The 17138-nt window shown below is 59.5% G+C and carries 15 protein-coding genes; 2 read left to right on the forward strand and 13 right to left on the reverse strand.

All coding sequences use genetic code 11. The annotated features are described in order from the left end of the window. Positions 1-22: 22 nt before the first annotated feature. Positions 23-1414, forward strand: a complete 1392-nt coding sequence (locus ACL2XO_RS11655; protein WP_413742757.1) for an NAD-dependent succinate-semialdehyde dehydrogenase — start codon at positions 23-25, stop codon at positions 1412-1414. A 306-nt stretch (positions 1415-1720) separates the two neighbouring features. Here the strand turns inward: ACL2XO_RS11655 and ACL2XO_RS11660 are convergent, their stop codons facing one another. The 10 genes from ACL2XO_RS11660 to ACL2XO_RS11705 form a co-directional block, all read right to left on the reverse strand. Beyond that, complete coding sequence (locus ACL2XO_RS11660; RefSeq protein ID WP_132922254.1) at positions 1721-2476, reverse strand: 3-oxoacyl-ACP reductase family protein; 756 nt, start codon at positions 2474-2476, stop codon at positions 1721-1723. Continuing rightward, positions 2473-3405 (reverse strand): NAD-dependent epimerase/dehydratase family protein, encoded by a 933-nt coding sequence (locus ACL2XO_RS11665; protein WP_413742758.1) that lies wholly within the window; start codon positions 3403-3405, stop codon positions 2473-2475. The genes ACL2XO_RS11660 and ACL2XO_RS11665 overlap by 4 nt, the downstream gene beginning before the upstream one ends. After that, the gene (locus ACL2XO_RS11670) at positions 3402-5063 is read right to left on the reverse strand and encodes an ATP-binding cassette domain-containing protein (RefSeq protein WP_413724014.1); all 1662 of its coding nucleotides are present in this window, start codon (positions 5061-5063) and stop codon (positions 3402-3404) included. The genes ACL2XO_RS11665 and ACL2XO_RS11670 overlap by 4 nt, the downstream gene beginning before the upstream one ends. After that, positions 5044-6000: an ABC transporter permease gene (locus tag ACL2XO_RS11675; protein ID WP_413724015.1), complete on the reverse strand. Its 957-nt coding sequence runs from the start codon at positions 5998-6000 to the stop codon at positions 5044-5046. Before ACL2XO_RS11675 ends, ACL2XO_RS11670 begins: the two co-directional genes overlap by 20 nt. Continuing rightward, positions 5997-7043: an ABC transporter permease gene (locus ACL2XO_RS11680; RefSeq protein ID WP_203521949.1), complete on the reverse strand. Its 1047-nt coding sequence runs from the start codon at positions 7041-7043 to the stop codon at positions 5997-5999. Before ACL2XO_RS11680 ends, ACL2XO_RS11675 begins: the two co-directional genes overlap by 4 nt. A 70-nt stretch (positions 7044-7113) precedes the next feature. After that, on the reverse strand, positions 7114-8709 hold the full coding sequence (locus ACL2XO_RS11685; protein WP_132922251.1) for an ABC transporter substrate-binding protein: 1596 nt from the start codon (positions 8707-8709) through the stop codon (positions 7114-7116). A gap of 69 nt (positions 8710-8778) precedes the next feature. Beyond that, entirely contained in the window at positions 8779-9237 is a 459-nt protein-coding gene (locus ACL2XO_RS11690; protein WP_413742759.1) for an ureidoglycolate lyase, read from the reverse strand. Continuing rightward, positions 9230-10156, reverse strand: a complete 927-nt coding sequence (locus tag ACL2XO_RS11695; protein ID WP_413742760.1) for a polysaccharide deacetylase family protein — start codon at positions 10154-10156, stop codon at positions 9230-9232. Before ACL2XO_RS11695 ends, ACL2XO_RS11690 begins: the two co-directional genes overlap by 8 nt. A gap of 225 nt (positions 10157-10381) precedes the next feature. Continuing rightward, positions 10382-11842, reverse strand: a complete 1461-nt coding sequence (gene hydA / locus ACL2XO_RS11700; RefSeq protein WP_132922249.1) for a dihydropyrimidinase — start codon at positions 11840-11842, stop codon at positions 10382-10384. A gap of 388 nt (positions 11843-12230) precedes the next feature. Beyond that, positions 12231-12926: a GntR family transcriptional regulator gene (locus tag ACL2XO_RS11705; RefSeq protein WP_132922248.1), complete on the reverse strand. Its 696-nt coding sequence runs from the start codon at positions 12924-12926 to the stop codon at positions 12231-12233. A 321-nt stretch (positions 12927-13247) separates the two neighbouring features. Between ACL2XO_RS11705 and ACL2XO_RS11710 the strand changes: the two genes are divergently transcribed. After that, on the forward strand, positions 13248-13556 hold the full coding sequence (locus ACL2XO_RS11710; protein ID WP_132922247.1) for a YciI family protein: 309 nt from the start codon (positions 13248-13250) through the stop codon (positions 13554-13556). Between the two features lie 55 nt (positions 13557-13611). On the opposite strand, the gene ACL2XO_RS11715 is transcribed toward ACL2XO_RS11710, so the two are convergent. The 3 genes from ACL2XO_RS11715 to ACL2XO_RS11725 all read right to left on the reverse strand — a co-directional run bounded on the left by ACL2XO_RS11715 (position 13612) and on the right by ACL2XO_RS11725 (position 17064). Further along, positions 13612-14622, reverse strand: a complete 1011-nt coding sequence (locus ACL2XO_RS11715; RefSeq protein WP_413742761.1) for a LacI family DNA-binding transcriptional regulator — start codon at positions 14620-14622, stop codon at positions 13612-13614. 317 nt (positions 14623-14939) lie between these two features. After that, positions 14940-15746, reverse strand: coding sequence for a 2-keto-3-deoxy-L-rhamnonate aldolase (gene yfaU, locus ACL2XO_RS11720; RefSeq protein ID WP_413742762.1), 807 nt, complete (start codon positions 15744-15746; stop codon positions 14940-14942). A 19-nt stretch (positions 15747-15765) separates the two neighbouring features. After that, complete coding sequence (locus ACL2XO_RS11725; protein ID WP_203521937.1) at positions 15766-17064, reverse strand: MFS transporter; 1299 nt, start codon at positions 17062-17064, stop codon at positions 15766-15768. Between the last annotated feature and the right edge of the window lie 74 nt (positions 17065-17138).

A 17138-nucleotide genomic window follows, 5' to 3' on the forward strand; every position in this document is an offset into this window, starting at 1 on the left:
TAAAATGTGAAGGAATACAGTAATGGCTTATGCAACCAAGAATCCGTTTACCGGCCAGGTAGTGAAAACCTTTCCCGACGCAACCGATGAAGAAGTGTTGACTGCTATAGAGCATGCGCACAAAGCTTTTCTCTCCTGGAAAGACCAGTCTTTCCAGGCGCGTAGTAAAATCATGCAGCGCGCCGCGGATATTCTGCGCGACAACAGCGAGCGTTACGCCAAAATCTTGACCCTGGAAATGGGGAAGATACTGTCCGAGGCGAAAGCCGAAGTGGAACTGTCGGCGCAAATTTTCGAGTTTTACGCCAACAATGCCGAAACCCTGCTGGAACCGGAAAAACTCACCGTAGCGAAACCCGAAGAAGCGGAGTCGGTGGTTTATCATGAGCCGCTGGGCGTGCTGCTGGCCATCGAACCCTGGAATTTCCCCTATTACCAGATAGCCCGTATCATTGCGCCGCAGCTTTCAGCCGGGAATACCCTGCTGCTGAAACACGCCTCCAACGTTCCCCAGGCGGCGGCTATTTTTGAGCAGCTTATGCATGAAGCGGGATTGCCGGACGGCGCGTTTACCAATCTGTATGCCACCCGCTCGCAGATCGAGCTTATCCTTAACCATCCCCATGTCCAGGGCGTGGCGCTGACGGGCTCGGAAGGCGCCGGCGCGCTGGTGGCCCAGCAGGCGGCGAAGGCACTGAAAAAATCCACCCTTGAACTGGGCGGGGCGGATGCCTTTATTGTCCTGGCGGATGCCGACATGGAGCCTACGGTAAAATGGGCGGTCTTCGGACGGCATTGGAACGGCGGCCAGGTGTGTGTTTCATCTAAACGCATGATCGTGGTTGACGACGTCTATGATGATTTTCTGACCCGCTATACCGAAGGCGTGGCGGCGCTGCGCGCCGGCGATCCCCTGCTGGAAAACACCACCCTGGCGCCCTTGTCGTCGCAGGAAGCCGCCGATGAGGTGAAACAAAAAATCCGGCTGGCGGTGGAACATGGCGCTACCGCCACGGAAGTCGGCCCGAAGGTCCCTGCACAGGGCGCGTTTGTCCAGCCCACCATCCTGACCAACGTGGCGGAGGATAACCCGGCCTATTCCATGGAATATTTCGGCCCGGTCTCCATGATCTTTCGCGCCAAAGACGAGGACGATGCCCTGCGCATCGCCAATGATTCCCCCTTCGGCCTGGGCGGCTCGATATTTACCGCTGATGCCAAGCATGGGGCGGAATTGGCGCGGAAATTCTCCACCGGCATGGTTTATATCAACCATCCCACCCGGGTGAAAGCGGACCTGCCGTTCGGCGGCGTTCGGCGCTCCGGCTATGGACGCGAGCTTATCGGGCTCGGCATCAAGGAGTTCGTTAACCACAAGCTGGTGTCGGTGGTGGATATCAACGCCGAGTTTTAACCCGTCCGTTAACAGTCCCGCCACCTTCACAGCGGAGCCGGCCAATAGCCTCTATTGGCCGGGGTTTGTTGACAAAGTGTCCGGTCGGGGCAGGCTACCAGATCGTAAACACGCCGTGAATCCATCCCTGGAGGCTCGATCCGCGCCATCCCTGGCGCGGACGGTTTACTCTTCTGGCAGCCTGTCCCTCCTTATCAACGCCGAGTACGTTTGTCAGCAGTCTGCGGCCAATAGCCTCTATTGGCCGGCTTTTTAATCTCTCCCTCACGCGTTAGACACCCACGTTCCTCCGCGGCGGACCCTGTTTCAGATCATCACATCGCCGCCGTTGGGGGAGAGGTTTTGCCCCACATAATAGGAACCGGCTTCGGAAGCCAACAGCAGGGCGGTGGGCGCGATTTCCCGGGGAAAACCGAAACGGCCGATGGGAAGCTGCGCCTGTTTCATGGCGCGCCATGCGTCGGACAATCCCATCAGCATATCGGTTTCCACCGGCCCGGGCGCGATGGCGTTCACCGTGACGCCATGGGGCGCGCCTTCATAGGATAAGGCCCTGGTGAAACCCACTATCGCGCCCTTGGCCGCGCAATAGTGGGCCTGGCCGGGTGCGCCTTTAAACGCCAACTGCGAGGAAAAATTAATCACCCGGCCCCAGCGCCGGTCGATCATGCCCTGGAAAAACGTGCGGGTCACCAGGAAGGTCCCGCGCATGTGAACGGCAATCATGCGATCGAAAGCCGCGACGCTAAGCTCATGGAACAGCAAATCACCGCCGATGCCGGCGCAGTTGACCAGAATATCCACCTCCCCCAGCGTTTCGCCGGCCCAGCGGCCCATGGCCGCGACCTGGTCTTCGTCGGCGACGTCGCAACGGGTGTGGACTACCGGCAGGCCGCGCCGCGCCATATTTTCCGCCAGGGCGAGTGCATTGTCGTCGTCGCCGTACTGGCAATACCCCACGCTGGCGCCCTGTTCGGCGAAAAGCGCGACGATCTCGGCTCCGATGCCGCGGCTGCCGCCGGTCACCAGCGCACGGCGTCCTTCAAGACTAAAGACATTCATGGGTGTATCTCCTGTGATATCAGCGGTGCCAGCCAGTCGGCATAGGCACGGATGCCCTGTGACAATGAATAATGGGGAACGAATCCCAGCCCGTCGGCGATGGCGGAAATATCAAAACGGTGCTGGACATCATCCAGGGGGTCGGGTCCGTCGGCGAACCGGATCTGCCCCTGTCCCAACACCTGCTGTACGGTTTCCGCCACCTCGGCCAGGGTCAGGTAGCTGCCTCCGGTAGCGGTATAAACGCCGTCGGGGCAGCGGGGGGCATCCAGCGCCGCCAGCAGCGCCGAAGCCGCGTCGTCCACATAAATATACTGGCGGTGGAAATCGGCGCCCCACGGCCACTCCACCGCCTGGCGCCGCAGTACGGCGGTAATCAGGGAGCGGATAACGCAATCGGTGGTACGGCCGGGGCCATAGACCCAGGACAGCCGGATGGCGACATTGTCCTGGCCGTGCTGACGGCGGTAGGCGGCCAATAGCTGCTCGCAGGCCACCTTGCTGGCGCCGTAGACGCTGCCGGGGCGCAGCGGCGCCCGTTCGGTGATCCCCGCGCCGGTATCGTCGGTGGGGCCATAGGCGCTGGTGGAGGAACAGAACACCAGGCGGCGCAGGCCCATGACGCGGGCCATTTCCATGATATTGGCGGTGCCGTCGACATTGGCGCGGATAATGCCGTAAGGGTTGTCCAGCATTACCATCGGACCCGAGATGGCGCCGCAATGGATAATATCGGTCAGCGAATATTGCCGGGCCAGGCTGTAAAGGCGATGGATATCGGTAATATCGCAGACCAACACCCGATCCGGGGCGTCACGGGCGGCCAGATCGATACCGATTGCCCGCCGGCCTTCCCGTACCAGGCGGTTGAGCAGATGCCGGCCAATCAGACCGTTGGCACCGGTGATCAGGATGGATTCGTCAGTCATGATAAAGTCTCGCCGGAAGACGGCAGCGGTACTGCCGCCGGTGGTTTACCCTCGATGGACAGTTCCGCCGACAGCAGCTTGAGGGTATAGGGATCGGCGGGCGCGTTGAAGATGGTGTCCACCGGACCCTGTTCCACGATGCGGCCTTTGTTCATGACCGCCACGTGGTGGGCCAGCGACCGCACCGAGTTGAGATCGTGGGTGATAAACAGCGCGGTGAGATGCATCCTGGACTGCAGTTCGCGGATAAGATCTATAATCTGCGCCCGTACCCGGATATCCAGGGCGGTGGTGGGTTCGTCAAAAATCACAAAATCGGGCCGGGAGATGAGGGCGCGGGCGATGCCCACCCGTTTTTGCTCGCCGGCGCTGAGTTCATGGGGATACCATTCGGCGTAATGGGCCGGCAGATTGACCAGGTCCAATCCCTGGGCGACCCGTTCCCGCCGCTGCCGCGCCGACAGGTTTTCCAGCATACGCAGTGGTTCATCCATCAGACGGCGTACCTGCCAACGGGGATTGAGCGCTACGTAGGGTTCCTGGAATACCATTTGGATACGCTTGCGCAGCGGCCGGAACAGCCTGGGCTCCATGGCGCTGATATGCTGGCCGTCAAAGGTCACGATACCGCTTGTCATGGGCAGTAGCTGTATAAGGCATTGTCCGATGGTGGTTTTGCCGGAGCCGCTTTCACCCACCAGCGCCAAGGTCTGGCCGCGCTCTATAACAAACGAGACATTGTCCACCGCGCGTACCGTTTGCCCCGGCCGTTTGCCCGGGAACAGTTTGACCAGCCCGGTGACTTCCAGCAGCGGGCGCCGATCGCCGCTGTCCCGGTGCGTGGCCGGCAACGGGCGGGCCAGGGCGGCGGCCAGCAATGCCTGGCTGTAGGGCAGGGCCGGGCCGGCCAGGAAACGGTTGACGTCGTCGATTTCCACGAAGCGTCCCCGGCGCATAATGGCCACCCGCTGGCAGTAATGGGCGATAATGCCCAGGTCGTGGGTTATCAGCACCACCGACAGGCCGCGGGCCTTGCAGCGCGATACCAGCATATCCAATACCTGGACCGATACCGTGGCATCCAGGCCCAGGGTGGCATCGTCGGCCAGCAAAATGGCCGGCTCAGCCACCAGCGCCATGGCGATAACCACCCGTTGCGCCATCCCGCCCGAGAGCTCATGGGGGTAAGCGTTGGCCCGGTTGGCGGGATCGACAATGCCCACTTCCGTCAGCAGGTTTACCATGGTTTGCCAGGCATCGGCCTTCGGCTGCGGACGATGACGCTGCAAGACCCGCACGATCTGCCGGCCTACCGTCTGTACCGGATCCAGCAGCGCCTTGGCGTTGGTGCCTATCAGGGCGATGTTGCCGCCGCGCACTTTTTGCCGTTCCCGGGGGCTCATCTCCCCGATGGTCTTGCCGCCAAGAGCGATACGACCGGCGCGCTGTACGGCCCCCTCCGGCAGCAGGTTCATCAGGGCCCGGGCCAGCATCGATTTACCGGCGCCGGTTTCGCCGACGATACCCAGTATTTCGTTGGGCAGCAATTCAAAGCTGACGCCGTCCAGGACGGTATCGGCGGACGGCGCTGCGCCGATGGTCACGGTCAGGTCTTCAACGGTCATGACCGCCGGGTTATCAGTTTGGCGACGAATCATGGAGGGCCTCCGTCGGGCGGTGCGCTTTTTGCCGGGGCGCGGCCTGCCGGGTCTCTTCCGGCAGAGGAACGGCTTTTGCAATCCCCTTGCCGCCGAGGCTGCCGCTGCGGCGGACTTTATGGGGATCAAGCCAATCGCGGATTGCGTCTCCCAGCAGGGCGAAACTCAGCACCGAAAAGACAATGGCCACGCCTGGAAACAGCGAAACCCACCATACCCCCAGGATCATCTGCTGTGCGCCGCCGGCCACCATCAGCCCCCATTCGGGGGTGGGCATCCGCACCCCCGCGCCGACGAACGACAGTCCGGCGGTCAGCAGGATCGCCATGCCGATGGAAATGGAAACCTGGATCATGGCCGGCAGCATGGCGTTGGGCAGTAAATGGGAAAACATGATATGACGGTCGCCGGCGCCGCTGCAGCGGGCCGCCGCCACAAACGGACGATCGCGCAGCGACAGCACTTCGGCCCGGATCAGCCGGGCGAAGACCGGAATAAACAGTACCGCCAGCACAATGGCCACGTTCCAGATTTCCTGGCCGGTGACCGATACCAGCGCCATGCCCAGCACAAAGATCGGGAAAGACTGGATAAAATCGAAAACCCGCATGGCAAAATGGGAAAAAGGGTTGCGGTAATAACCGATAAGCAGTCCTAGGGGCACGCCGACGACAAAAGCGATAAACACCGAGACAACGCTTATCAGCAGATTAATGCGCGTGGCATAGATAACGCGCGACAGCACGTCCATGCCGTTGATGTCGGTGCCGAACCAGTGCGCGGCCGAGGGCGCCTGCAGGCTGGCCAGCGGATCGGCCTGCATGGGGTCGAACGGCATCAGCAGCGGAGCAAACAGGATAAGTACGATCTGCAATACCATCAGCAGCAGGCCAAACAGGGCCGCCGGGCGGTGCAGGATGAAAAGAAGGCGTCTCATGTGCGAATCCTCGGATCGGCCAGTTCATACAGAATATCCACCGCCAGGTAAACCAGCAGTACAAACACCGCGGCCACCAGGATAAACCCCTGCAGGGCCGGGTAGTCGCTGTTGATCACCGCTTGTACCGCATATTGTCCCAGGCCGCCCCAGGAGAAAATGGTCTCCACCAGCACCGCCGAACCGAGCAGGAAGCCGGTGATGAAACCGACAATGGTGATAATGGGCGGCAGGCTGTTGCGCAGCGCCATGCGCACCAGCTGCGCTTCCGACAGGCCGCTGGCGCGGCCGTGCTGTACGAATTCGCTGCGCCATACGCCCGAAAACACGCTGTGGGTCATTTTCATCAGCGCGCCGGCGTTCACCACCGCCACGGTGATAACCGGCAGGATCAGCCGGCCGACGCTGGAACGGAATGTTTCCAGTGAGCCGGCCAGCAGGCTGTCGATGGTATAAAAACCGGTCACGTAGGGCGGCGGCGAAAGGATGGCGTCCAGGCGGCCGAACGGCGGCGCGGCCCAGCCCAGCACGCTGTAGAAAAAGAAGATCAGCAGCAGGCCGATCCAGAAATCCGGTATCGCCCCGGCCGCCAGACCGTATACGCGGGCAAAGAGATCGATAAAGCCGCCGCGCCACACCACGGATGCGATGGCCAGCGCGATGGCCACCACCACCATCAGCACCAGGGCATAACCTATCAGCTCAAGGGTGGCCGGCGCCCGGTCGAGCAAATCGACGGTAACCGGGTTGGAGGTAAAAATAGAGATGCCGAGATCGCCCTGGAAAATATGCCGCACATAGTCGGCGAACTGGACCCATATGCTGTGATTCAATCCCAGCCGGTCACGCAGCTGCGCCACCGCTTCCGGGGTCGCCATATTGCCCAGCAGCAGCACCGCCGGATCGCCGGGCAACAGCCGGATCAGGAAAAACGTCACCAGCAGCACCCCGAACATCTGCGGCACCACCAGCACCAGTCGCCCCAGGATAATCTGCAGCCAACGCGGGAGGATATCCCACTGTTTCTGAATAGTGGCAAGCATCACCTGCACCTTCTGCAATATAAAAAACATCCCGGCGCGCCAGCGCAGCGCCGGGCCCGCTTAACGCTGGTTAATCCTTGCGAAAGTCGTACCAACTATTGCTGTTGGGGGTATACCAGGAGAAGCCGGTCACTTTTTTGCTCACCGCCAGCTGATAGCCGGGATTGAACAGGAAAACCCAGGGCGCTTCTTCAATCACGGTCCGCTGCACTTTTTTCATATCCGCATCGCGGGCGGCGTTATCGGTGGAGATCAACGCGTTATCGATCATCTGGTCCACCTGCGGGTTTTTGTAGTGCGAGTAGTTGACCATGGATTTACTATTGATAAACAAATTGGCGCCGTAGGCCGCGTCCGGCACGATTGCCATATCGCGGATGAAAAACATCGGCATCTGGCCTTTGGAATAACGTTCCACCAGGCTGGAAGAGGGCAAATTCACCAACTGGGCGTCGATATTGGCCTGGGCGAAGGTGGATTTCAGCGCCACCGCCAGTTGTTCTTCGATGGGCTCGCCGGTGCGGTAGCCGATTTGGGTCTTGAAACCGTTGGGATAGCCGGCCTTGGCCAGCAGCGCCTTGGCTTTTTGCACATCGAAGGTGTAGGGGAAATAGTCGCCGGTATAGGCCGGGTAGATCTCCGCCACCGGGCTCTTGGTGGGACGGGCGGTACCCATGTATACGCTTTGTTCCAGCTCGGGCCGCTGTACCAGGTAGTTCATGGCTTGCCGGACTTCCACCTTATCGAACGGCGGCGTATTGTTGTTCATTTCCAGCCGGTGGGTGTAATTGCCGTAAACCTTCCATACTTTTACCGTGGGTATCTTGTCCGCCAGACTTATCTCTCTAGGCGTCAGCCATTCCGCCACGTCGATGGAACCGGCCTGTAGCGCCGCCAGGCGGTTGGACGAGGTGGGCATTTCACGAAATACCACGCGCTTGATGGCGGCGGGACCGCGGAAGTAGTAGGGATTAGCCTCATACACCACTTCCTGGCCCGGCGCGAAGCGGCTGATAAAGTAAGGGGCGAAGGACGCGGAATGGGAGGAGAGGTAGCGGGCGCCCCAGGGATCCTCGGCGGTCAGGTGCTTTTTGATATCCTTGCTGTCGATGATGCCCAAATCGTTATTGACCCACAGGCGATCCAGCAACAGCGACGGATGGGGGATGCTCACCTTGACGGTATAGGCGTCCACTTTCTGGAATGAACTGAAATCGGCCACCTTCAGTATCTGGGTCATATACCAATAGAAGGTGGCTTTCATATTCCAGCCCCGTTCGAAGGTCCACATCACATCGTCGGCGGTCATTTCATTGCCGGCGGCGCTTTTCACCCCTTTACGCAGATGGAAGGTTATGGATTGATGATCCGGCGACAGCGCGTAGCTTTCCGCCAGGTCCCCTTCGATTTTACTGAAATCCTCCACCCGTGCGCCGCTGGCCGGGTCGGTTTTACTGCCGTAGGCCAGCAGACGTTCAAAGATATTGCGGCGTGCTTCGTGTCCGGCCTCGGTGGGCGGGTATTCCTGATCCAGCGATTCCGGCGTGCGCGGCCCGCCCACCAGCAGCGTTTCAGCCGCCGTTTGCGCGTTTGCCGGTCCGGCGCAGGCCAGCCAGAGCAGCGCGGCGGCCGACAGGATGGATGAATGCTTGTTCAAAATGGTCATGTTACTTTCCCTCAGTCGTAAAACGGCTAAACAATGGGTTGAGAGACCGTTGGGCCTTGCCGTGAGCGGTCAGCTCGGTAACGTCACCCGAAAGGGGGGGACAGTGATAACGGTGCAATCATCCTCGCCGTGGTTTTTCTGCACCAGATTGGCAAACAGCCCCGGCCGGTCCAGGGCCGCCATATTGCAGTGCCAGGTTCCCCGGTGGTATTGGAGAGCCATGCGCCCGTCCACGACGAACGCCAGGGCGCGGGCGGTATCCGGCCGATCCCCGTCGCCGCCGGGACACACCACCACCAGGTACCGGCTCACATCCAGCGGAAAGAAGGTCTGGGTGGAAAACCCGTGCCTTTCCATCCGTTGGATGTCGCAATGACCCGGTTGCGCCGGCGCCCACAGGGTTTCGATGCAGGTCTGGCTTCGTGGTGCGTTGTGCCGGTGCTCCGCCCGCAGCCCGTCCGTCGACAGCAGGATGCCGAACGGGGCGAAGAGGGCCGGGGTTATGGGCAGCGCAATGATGTTACGCATCCGCGGAGCCTTGACGGGCCAGCCAGTCCAGGGCAATGGCTTCACGGGTGGTAAACCAGACATCGCTATACTGGCCGGCATAATCGAAAAACCGCTTCAGGGCGCGGATCCGCCCGGGACGGCCCACCATCCGGGGATGCAGGCCGATTGACAACATGCGCGGGCCCTGTGCCGCCTCGGCGTACAGCACCTCGAAGCTCTCTTTCATGTACTGGAAAAAATCTTCCGCCTGGATCAAGCCGGGGGAATTCCAGAAGCGGATATCATTGACATCGCAGGTATAGGGCAGTACCAGCCGCGACTGGCCTTTGACATCGACAAAAAAAGGGATGTCGTCGTTATAGGCGTCGGAGTCATACAGGAAACCCCCTTCCTCGCTAATCAGTTCGCGGGTATGGATACTGGCGCCATAACGGCAGTACCAGCCTACCGGGCGTTTACCACAGGTTTTTTCGAACGAGGCGACGGCAAGGTCGATGTGGTGTTTTTCCTGTTCGCGGGTTAGCCGGAACACCTCTTCCCAGCGGTAGCCATGGCTGCAAACCTCGTGGCCGTTGTTTACCACCGCGCGGGCCACGTCGGGATTCTGTTCAAAGGCCAGGGCGCAGGCGAAAAAAGTGCTGGGCACGGCCGCGGCATCCAGCGCTTCCAGAATGCGCCATACCCCGACCCGGGAACCGTATTCATACATGGATTCCATGGCCATATTGCGGATATCGGCGGGAAAGGCGTAGCTGCCCCATTCGGTCATCGGTTCCTGATCGCCATCGCCCATGGCGAATGAGCGTTCGGAACCCTCTTCATAATTCACCACGACATTGATGGCGAGACGGGCGCCATTTTGCCAGCGCCCCGAAGGCCGGCGATTGCCATAGCCGATTAAATCACGCGGCGGATAGGGTTTTGCGTCAGCGGACATGATAACCTCATTTTTTGTCTGCAATATTGCATGCAATTATTGGTACAATAATAAAGCAATTGCCGGGCCAAGAGTGCCGTCTTCCCGCAACGGTTTAAAATCAGCGGGTTACCGATTGAAATCAGGGGGGCATACCGGTCCGGGCCGCGCGATTTCGGTGCGCGTTGCCCCATTTTGGGTATGCGCAGCGCCGGCAACCCTTTCGCCGCAACCGGCGATCCGACCCTATCTGTCGAACAGCGGGGCATAATCGGTATATCCGCGATCGCTGTCATCGGCTCCGGGCAGCAGCGGACGATCGCAGCGCAAAAATTGGCCGCGTCCCGGCGTTCCCCGTGGGGAGCCGTCCCATACCACCTCGCCCCGGGATAGCGTCATGGCCGGCCATGCCGACAATTCCATGCCTTCGTACGGGGTATAATCCACGTTGTGGTGCAGCATCTCGTTGGTGACCGTGACCTTTTTGTCCTGATCCCAAATAACCAGATCCGCATCGGCGCCCACGGCGATACTGCCTTTCCGGGGATAAAGGCCATACAGCTTGGCGGCGTTGGTGGCGGTCAGCTCCACAAAACGCTGCGGCGTAATGCGCCGGCGGCAGACTCCTTCGGACCATAGCAGCGCCATGCGCGTTTCCACGCCGGGTATGCCGTTCGCCACCTGATGAAAACCGGGGTTATCCCCATGGGCCCGCTTACCGTCGGCGCCCGCGAAGCGAAAGGGCGCATGATCCGAAGAAAATACCGAAAAGGTGCCGTTGGCCAGGCCGCGCCACACCGCTTCCTGGCTGCCCTTATCCCGGGGCGGAGGGCTGCAGATGCATTTGGCCCCCTCGAAATCGTCGCCCAGCCCGAGGGATTCACGGGTCAGGAACAGGTACTGCGGGCAGGTTTCGCCATATACGTTCAGGCCCTTGCCCTGGGCCCAGCGGATTTGCTCGATGGTTTCCCCGGCCGAGACATGCACCAGCAGAATGGGCACGTCTACCAGCTCCGCCAGGGAGATGGCGCGGTGCGCCGCTTCACGTTCAATCAGCCGGGGACGGGATGCGGCGTGAAAGCGCGGGGCGGTAAGACCGGCCGCCAGCAGTTGTTCGGTGAGCCAGCCTATGCAGTCATGATTTTCCGCATGCAGCATGACCATGGCGTGCTCCCGGCGGGCCAGCGCCAGCACGTCCAGGATTTGCCGATCGTTGAGCATCAGGGCGGCGTAGCTCATATAGAGTTTGAATGAGGAGTAACCCTCCTGGATAAGCCGGGGTAGCTCCTCGTTGAGCACGGCGGGCGTCGGATCGGTGATAATCATATGGAAGGCATAATCGACAAGCGCCTTATCGGTACCGGCGCGCCGATGGTAGTCTTCCACCGCGTCCCGCAAGCTGCCGCCTTTTTGCTGGCAGGCGAACGGAATAAGGGTCGTGGTGCCGCCACAGGCGGCCGAGCGCGAGCCGCTGGCAAAGTCGTCCGCCATAACCGAACCGTCGCCGGTAGGCTGATCCAGATGCACATGGCTGTCGATGCCGCCGGGCGTGACGAAACGTCCGGCGGCGTCGATTTCCTGCGTGCCGGCCGGCAGGCGTTGCCCCAGAGTGGTAATGCGGCCGTCGCTGATGCCGATGTCGCAGTGGAAGATATCGCTGGCCGTGACGGCCCGGGCATGACGGATCACCAGATCATGGGTTTGCATGGATGGGGCTCCTGTGATGGGTAACGAATAAATGCAGACATTAATGTGTGCAATTTTTCCGCCACTTTTTAAATGCCGACCGATTTTTAGATAAAAACAAATAAAAACAATTAATTAAATAAAAAATAGCCAGGAATGGGGGACGGCGAAGCCGAACGCGATGCACTATAAAAGCGCCCGCGTTGCGCCTGAATGGCTAAAAAAGCGGCTAAGAGCAAGATGCGGATATGGCGTGGCAGGACGATGCATCAAGGCCGTGGAACGGGGATGAACCAGCCGGCGGGCAAGAGGCAAGCCATGGAGCGAGCAAAAGGCGCACCCGGCGGCGGACGGCCCGCCGGTCGTTGCCCAGCCAGGGCCGCCGTCCCGATTGCCCGGTTATACCCGGTCAGATAAAGTCGTAGATATCGATGTCGCTGCGGCGGGCTTCGCTCAGATCGAGACTGGAAATAATATGATCGAAATGATGGTGCATTTTTTCCTGGGCGCCGCCGATATCGCCCACGGCCAGGCTATCCACCAGATCCGCATGTTCATTGGTCAGGCAGAGCACCCCCTCCTTGGTTTCATAAACCGATTGCACCAGAATGCACCGCTGGATGAGCAGCCCGACCATGCGTTCGATCACCGGATTGCGCGCAATGTGCGCCAGCAGGATATGGAACTCGGCCGCCATGCGGTTAACGTCGTTGCGATGGGCTTCAAAGGCGGACCGTTCCTGCACCAGCAGCGCCCGCAGCGATTCTATATCCTCGGCGGTGGCCCGTTCGCACACCAGGCTGATGACCACATCCTCCAGGTGGCGACGCGCTTCGAAGACATATTTGGCGTCTTCCACCGTCGGGCGGCAAACAAAAGCGCCATGATGCAGGCGGATTTCCACCACGTCCTCGTCCCGCAGCCGTTCCAGCACCCGCCGTACCCGTGAACGGGGAATATTGTAGCTTTCCGCCAGCTTCACCTCGTTAAGATGCTGGCCGGGGCGAAGCCGTTTATCGATAATGGCATTAACCAGGCGCTGGTAAATAATTTCTTCCGTAGGGTGTTTGCCCCTAAGCTTCTCGTTACTGCTGTTGTCACCCATTTATACCTTCAGTCGCGCTTGTGAGAACGGTAAACCGAAAAACGCATCCATGATTTCTTCGATGAAACGGTCCGGATGGCCATTCCCTGTATTCGAGCCTAAAAGAATCCGCGCCGCAAGTTTTTCAACGTGGCGGCCACCAGTTTAACCATGGCCGTGATGACAAGGGAAGTTCCGGGGTGGGGAATTGTCTTCAGGATAACCATCGGATGTAAATCGCTTTTGTTAAAATAATGAACAAACAGCAGGCATCCATACCTTTATCCTATATTCTTGTCCGGTAACCCTTGGGTCTTAACATACGATCAGGAGCCTATCGCAATGCCCTTTTTTATCGTGACCATGACGCACCCCGACGGCGATGGTTGGAAAAAACGTCTTCCCGCCCATATAGCCTATCTGCAAACGCTGGTTCAAACGGGCGTTCTCCGTGCCTCCGGCCCGGTGAAAAATTCACCGCTGCGCACCGGGTTTCTCATATTCAAAGCTGATTCCCGTAAGGAAGTGGAGGCCCTTATTGAAAAAGATCCTTTTTCGATCCAACGGCTCATCGTCAGTTTGACCATTTCCGAGTGGGATCCCCTGTTCGGCGAGTTTGCGTCCGAATCCAGCGGCGTGATACCCGGATAAACATGCCGCCAACCGGCGATGACGGCCAATCCATCCCCCGTCCCGGTTATGGCGATTATTCGCCGGCAAACGCCCGTTGGCGATGGATCATCGTCATGGGGATCATCACTTTACCCGACGGCGGCGCTTCACCGCTCAGCGCGGTTTGCATCGCGGTAAACGCGTGTTCGGCCCAGGCATCCTCATTTTGCCGCATCGACCAGACATTGTTGGATAAAAACCCCAGCATGGCATGTTCGTCAAAGGTACCGATATTGATTTCCGCCGGTATGTAGCCGTATTGTTCACGCAAAACGCTGAGCGCGCCTTCCAGTATCGGCAGCGAGGAGGCGATAAAACCCTGGGGCGCCCGATGGTGCCGCTGAAAAAACTGTCGCATCATCAAGCTCCCGTCCTCCTGGCGGTTATGGTCGGCCTCCAGTATCCATTGGCCGGGGTTTTCGCCCATGACCCGCCGGTAACCCTGCAAACGCATTTTAATCGCCGGCTGTTCCGTATCTCCCGCCAGAAAATAGAGCGGCGCCGACCCGTTGGCAGCCATCATGACGCGGGTGAGCTGCTCGGCGCCCTGGCAATTGTCACTCACCACCAATGCGACCCCCGTCTCGCCAAAGTCGCGGTCCAGCAGCACCAATGGCCGTTTTTCCACCAGTTTGGCATGGTGATTCTGCGACTGAAGGGATGAAGGCACGACAAACAGACCGTCCACATTGCGCTGCAGCAGCGCCTCCACCAGTTTATTTTCATGGCGGGCGTCGCTGTATGTGCAGCCGATCATCAACTGGTACCCGGCGTCACGGCAGCGTATTTCCAGCTTCTCCGCCAGGGTGGAAAAAAACAGATTGGACAGGCGCGGCACAATCAGTCCCAGCGTATCGGTTTTATTCAGTTTCAGGCTGCGGGCCGTGTGGTTGACCTTGTAGCCGAACTCGGCCACATAGTTATGGATACGTTCCTGGGTTTTGGCGCTGATACGATACTGCTCAGCCTTACCGTTCAGCACCAGGCGAATGGTGGTAATGGAGAGATGTAACGCCGTGGCAATCTGCTCGACCGTTTTTACCATGAATAATGCGATCCTGAAATGTCATCGTAGAAAAAGTGTAACGTATTCGCTAACTCGAGTCAGCTATTTCATGCCTGACCATGTCCCTGGGCCGTCTGCCGGCCCGCGCCGGCTTATCGCTGCAACGTGTCAATGCCGGCCGCCGCAGCCTTTATCTCGGCGGTAACCGAGAAGGAACGCGGATTCCGCGCCTTTATCGGGATAATCTTGACGTGGGAACTTTGTTAAGGAGAGGCTCATCCGGCCCCGAAAGCAGGGGGCCGTCATCTGTCTGGCAAGGAGCATAATCCCGGCACCGCGGCTCGGACACCCGGCTTCTAATAGCCGCCTTTGGCCGCCGGTTCATCCGCCGCTTTCGGGCGGAACTGCGCCAGGCGCCGGTCCAGGGCCTCGGTATACAGCATGGTATCCACCCCGACCGCCACGAAATTGGCGCCCCATTGGATGCTTTTGCGCGCCATGTCCACATCCACCGCCAGGAAACCGGCGGCTTTGCCGGCCTGGCGGATGCGCCGGATGCTGTCTTCGATAATGCGCTGCACGGCGGGATGCCCGGCATTGTCCGGGTAGCCCAGGGAAGCGGACAGATCCGCCGGTCCGATGAACACGCCGTCGATACCTTCCACCGCCAGAATCTCATCCAGATTATCCAGCGCGGCCTTGCTTTCCACCTGAATCAGCAGGCAGAGCTCATCATTTGCTCTTTTCATATAAGCATCCACCCGTCCCCAGCGGGCGGCGCGGGCCACCCCCGCCCCCACGCCGCGCGTCCCGTCCGGCGGATAGCGGGTGGCCGCCACCACATCCCGCGCCTGTTGCGCCGTATCCACCATGGGGATAAGCAAGGTTCTGGCGCCGATATCCAGCACCTGCTTTATTAGCGCACGCTGGCCTTCCACCGGGCGTATAACCGGCTGGCTGTCATAGGCGGCGATGGCCTGCAGCTGATGATATAAATCCTGCACGGTGTTCGGCGCGTGCTCGCCGTCAATCAACAGCCAGTCGTAAGAGGACGTGGCGGCGATTTCCGCCATATAGGCGCTGGTGCTGCTTAACCAGAGTCCTATCTGGACTTCCCCGCGCCGTAATCCGGCTTTAAAGGCGTTGGCTAAAATATCTTTCATGTAAAATCCTTACTAGCGGTTATTTACTGGAGAGGTTATTGGCGGTATTGATGCCCGGTTTGGTCGTGGCCACTTTCAGCGTCAGGATGCCCAGCGCGCCCACAATGGCAATGGCCGCCAGCGTCAACAGGCCCGCCGCGCCGTTGCCGAAACCGGATTCCGCCTTCACTCGGATAAGCGGGGCCAGAAAGCCTCCCACGGCGCCGAACAGATTGACAAAACCGATGCCCGCCGCCAGCGCGGTGCCGGACAAAAGCTGGGTCGGCATGGTCCAGAACACCGGTTGTACGGCAATGCAGCCGATGGCGGCCACGCAGAGCGCAATAATGGCCGCCAGCGGGCTGACCAGCCCGGAGATGCCGATGCCCAGCCCGGCGCAGAGCAGGGTCGCTGCCGCAATCAGGCGGCGTTCGCCGGTTTTATCGGAATAACGCGGGATGTACCAGGTGCCGAACAGGGCGGCTATCCAGGGGATGGCGGTGACCAGGGAGGCGACAAAACCCACTTTGGTGCCCATCAGTTGCGCCACCTGGCTGGGAAGGAAGAAAATCAGGCCGTAAACCGCAATCTGGATGGTCATATAGATCAGGGCCAGTTGCCAAACCCGGCCGTGGATGACGGCATCGCGCAAATGGGTGGCGGTTTTGTTTTTCTCCTCGCTTTCCAATTGGGTTTGCAGCGTCTGTTTTTCCTGCGGCGTTAAAAAGCGCGCGGCGGCGGGGGTGTCGTCCAGGTAGAAGAAGGTGAATATGCCGGCGATCACCGCCAATATTCCTTCAATCATAAACATCCAGAACCAGCCTGGCCGGCCCATGAAACCGTGCATTTCCAGCAGCGCCCCCGATAAAGGGGAGCCGAGGGTCAACGCCAAAGGCGCACCCATATAAAACAGTCCCATAATGCCCGCGCGGTTACTTTGCGGAAACCACTGGGACGTCAGATAAATCATACCGGGGAAAAAACCGGCTTCGGCCGCTCCCAAGAGCGTGCGCACCACCAGGAACTTGGTTTCGCTATCGGCAAACCCCATGGCGGCGGATAACAATCCCCAAATAAGCGTCGTGCCGCCAATCCAGCTGCGGGCGCCGAATTTACGCATCAATAAATTGGCGGGCACGCCCAGAATTGCATAGACCACGAAGAATATGCCGGCTCCCAGCGCATAGGCCTCATTACTGAGCCCCGTGTCGAGCTGATAGGTTTCTTTGGCGAAGCCGATATTCGATCTATCCAGAAAAGCCAATATATACAGCGCCAGCATAAAAGGAATTAATCTGGCGCGGTTCTTTTTTATCGCGCTTTCAAGGAGCGTATTCATGGCCGTGTCTTCCTGTGCGGAGGGTTTTCGTTATTATCTTGGCCGGCAAATAAACATTACCGGCCAAGGTCTTA

Source organism: Sodalis sp. RH15 (genome assembly GCF_047324255.1).
Taxonomy (GTDB): Bacteria; Pseudomonadota; Gammaproteobacteria; order Enterobacterales; family Enterobacteriaceae; genus Acerihabitans; species Acerihabitans ligni.

Excerpts from the sequence above, each read along its gene's own strand:
- ACL2XO_RS11695 (WP_413742760.1), bottom strand. The coding sequence starts at position 10,156 with ATGTCCGCTGACGCAAAACCCTATCCGCCGCGTGATTTAATCGGCTAT.
- ACL2XO_RS11710 (WP_132922247.1), top strand. The coding sequence starts at position 13,248 with ATGCCCTTTTTTATCGTGACCATGACGCACCCCGACGGCGATGGTTGG.
- hydA (WP_132922249.1), bottom strand. The coding sequence starts at position 11,842 with ATGCAAACCCATGATCTGGTGATCCGTCATGCCCGGGCCGTCACGGCC.
- ACL2XO_RS11690 (WP_413742759.1), bottom strand. The coding sequence starts at position 9,237 with ATGCGTAACATCATTGCGCTGCCCATAACCCCGGCCCTCTTCGCCCCG.
- ACL2XO_RS11665 (WP_413742758.1), bottom strand. The coding sequence starts at position 3,405 with ATGACTGACGAATCCATCCTGATCACCGGTGCCAACGGTCTGATTGGC.
- ACL2XO_RS11715 (WP_413742761.1), bottom strand. The coding sequence starts at position 14,622 with ATGGTAAAAACGGTCGAGCAGATTGCCACGGCGTTACATCTCTCCATT.
- ACL2XO_RS11675 (WP_413724015.1), bottom strand. The coding sequence starts at position 6,000 with ATGAGACGCCTTCTTTTCATCCTGCACCGCCCGGCGGCCCTGTTTGGC.
- ACL2XO_RS11660 (WP_132922254.1), bottom strand. The coding sequence starts at position 2,476 with ATGAATGTCTTTAGTCTTGAAGGACGCCGTGCGCTGGTGACCGGCGGC.
- ACL2XO_RS11725 (WP_203521937.1), bottom strand. The coding sequence starts at position 17,064 with ATGAATACGCTCCTTGAAAGCGCGATAAAAAAGAACCGCGCCAGATTA.
- ACL2XO_RS11685 (WP_132922251.1), bottom strand. The coding sequence starts at position 8,709 with ATGACCATTTTGAACAAGCATTCATCCATCCTGTCGGCCGCCGCGCTG.
- yfaU (WP_413742762.1), bottom strand. The coding sequence starts at position 15,746 with ATGAAAGATATTTTAGCCAACGCCTTTAAAGCCGGATTACGGCGCGGG.
- ACL2XO_RS11655 (WP_413742757.1), top strand. The coding sequence starts at position 23 with ATGGCTTATGCAACCAAGAATCCGTTTACCGGCCAGGTAGTGAAAACC.
- ACL2XO_RS11705 (WP_132922248.1), bottom strand. The coding sequence starts at position 12,926 with ATGGGTGACAACAGCAGTAACGAGAAGCTTAGGGGCAAACACCCTACG.
- ACL2XO_RS11680 (WP_203521949.1), bottom strand. The coding sequence starts at position 7,043 with ATGCTTGCCACTATTCAGAAACAGTGGGATATCCTCCCGCGTTGGCTG.
- ACL2XO_RS11670 (WP_413724014.1), bottom strand. The coding sequence starts at position 5,063 with ATGATTCGTCGCCAAACTGATAACCCGGCGGTCATGACCGTTGAAGAC.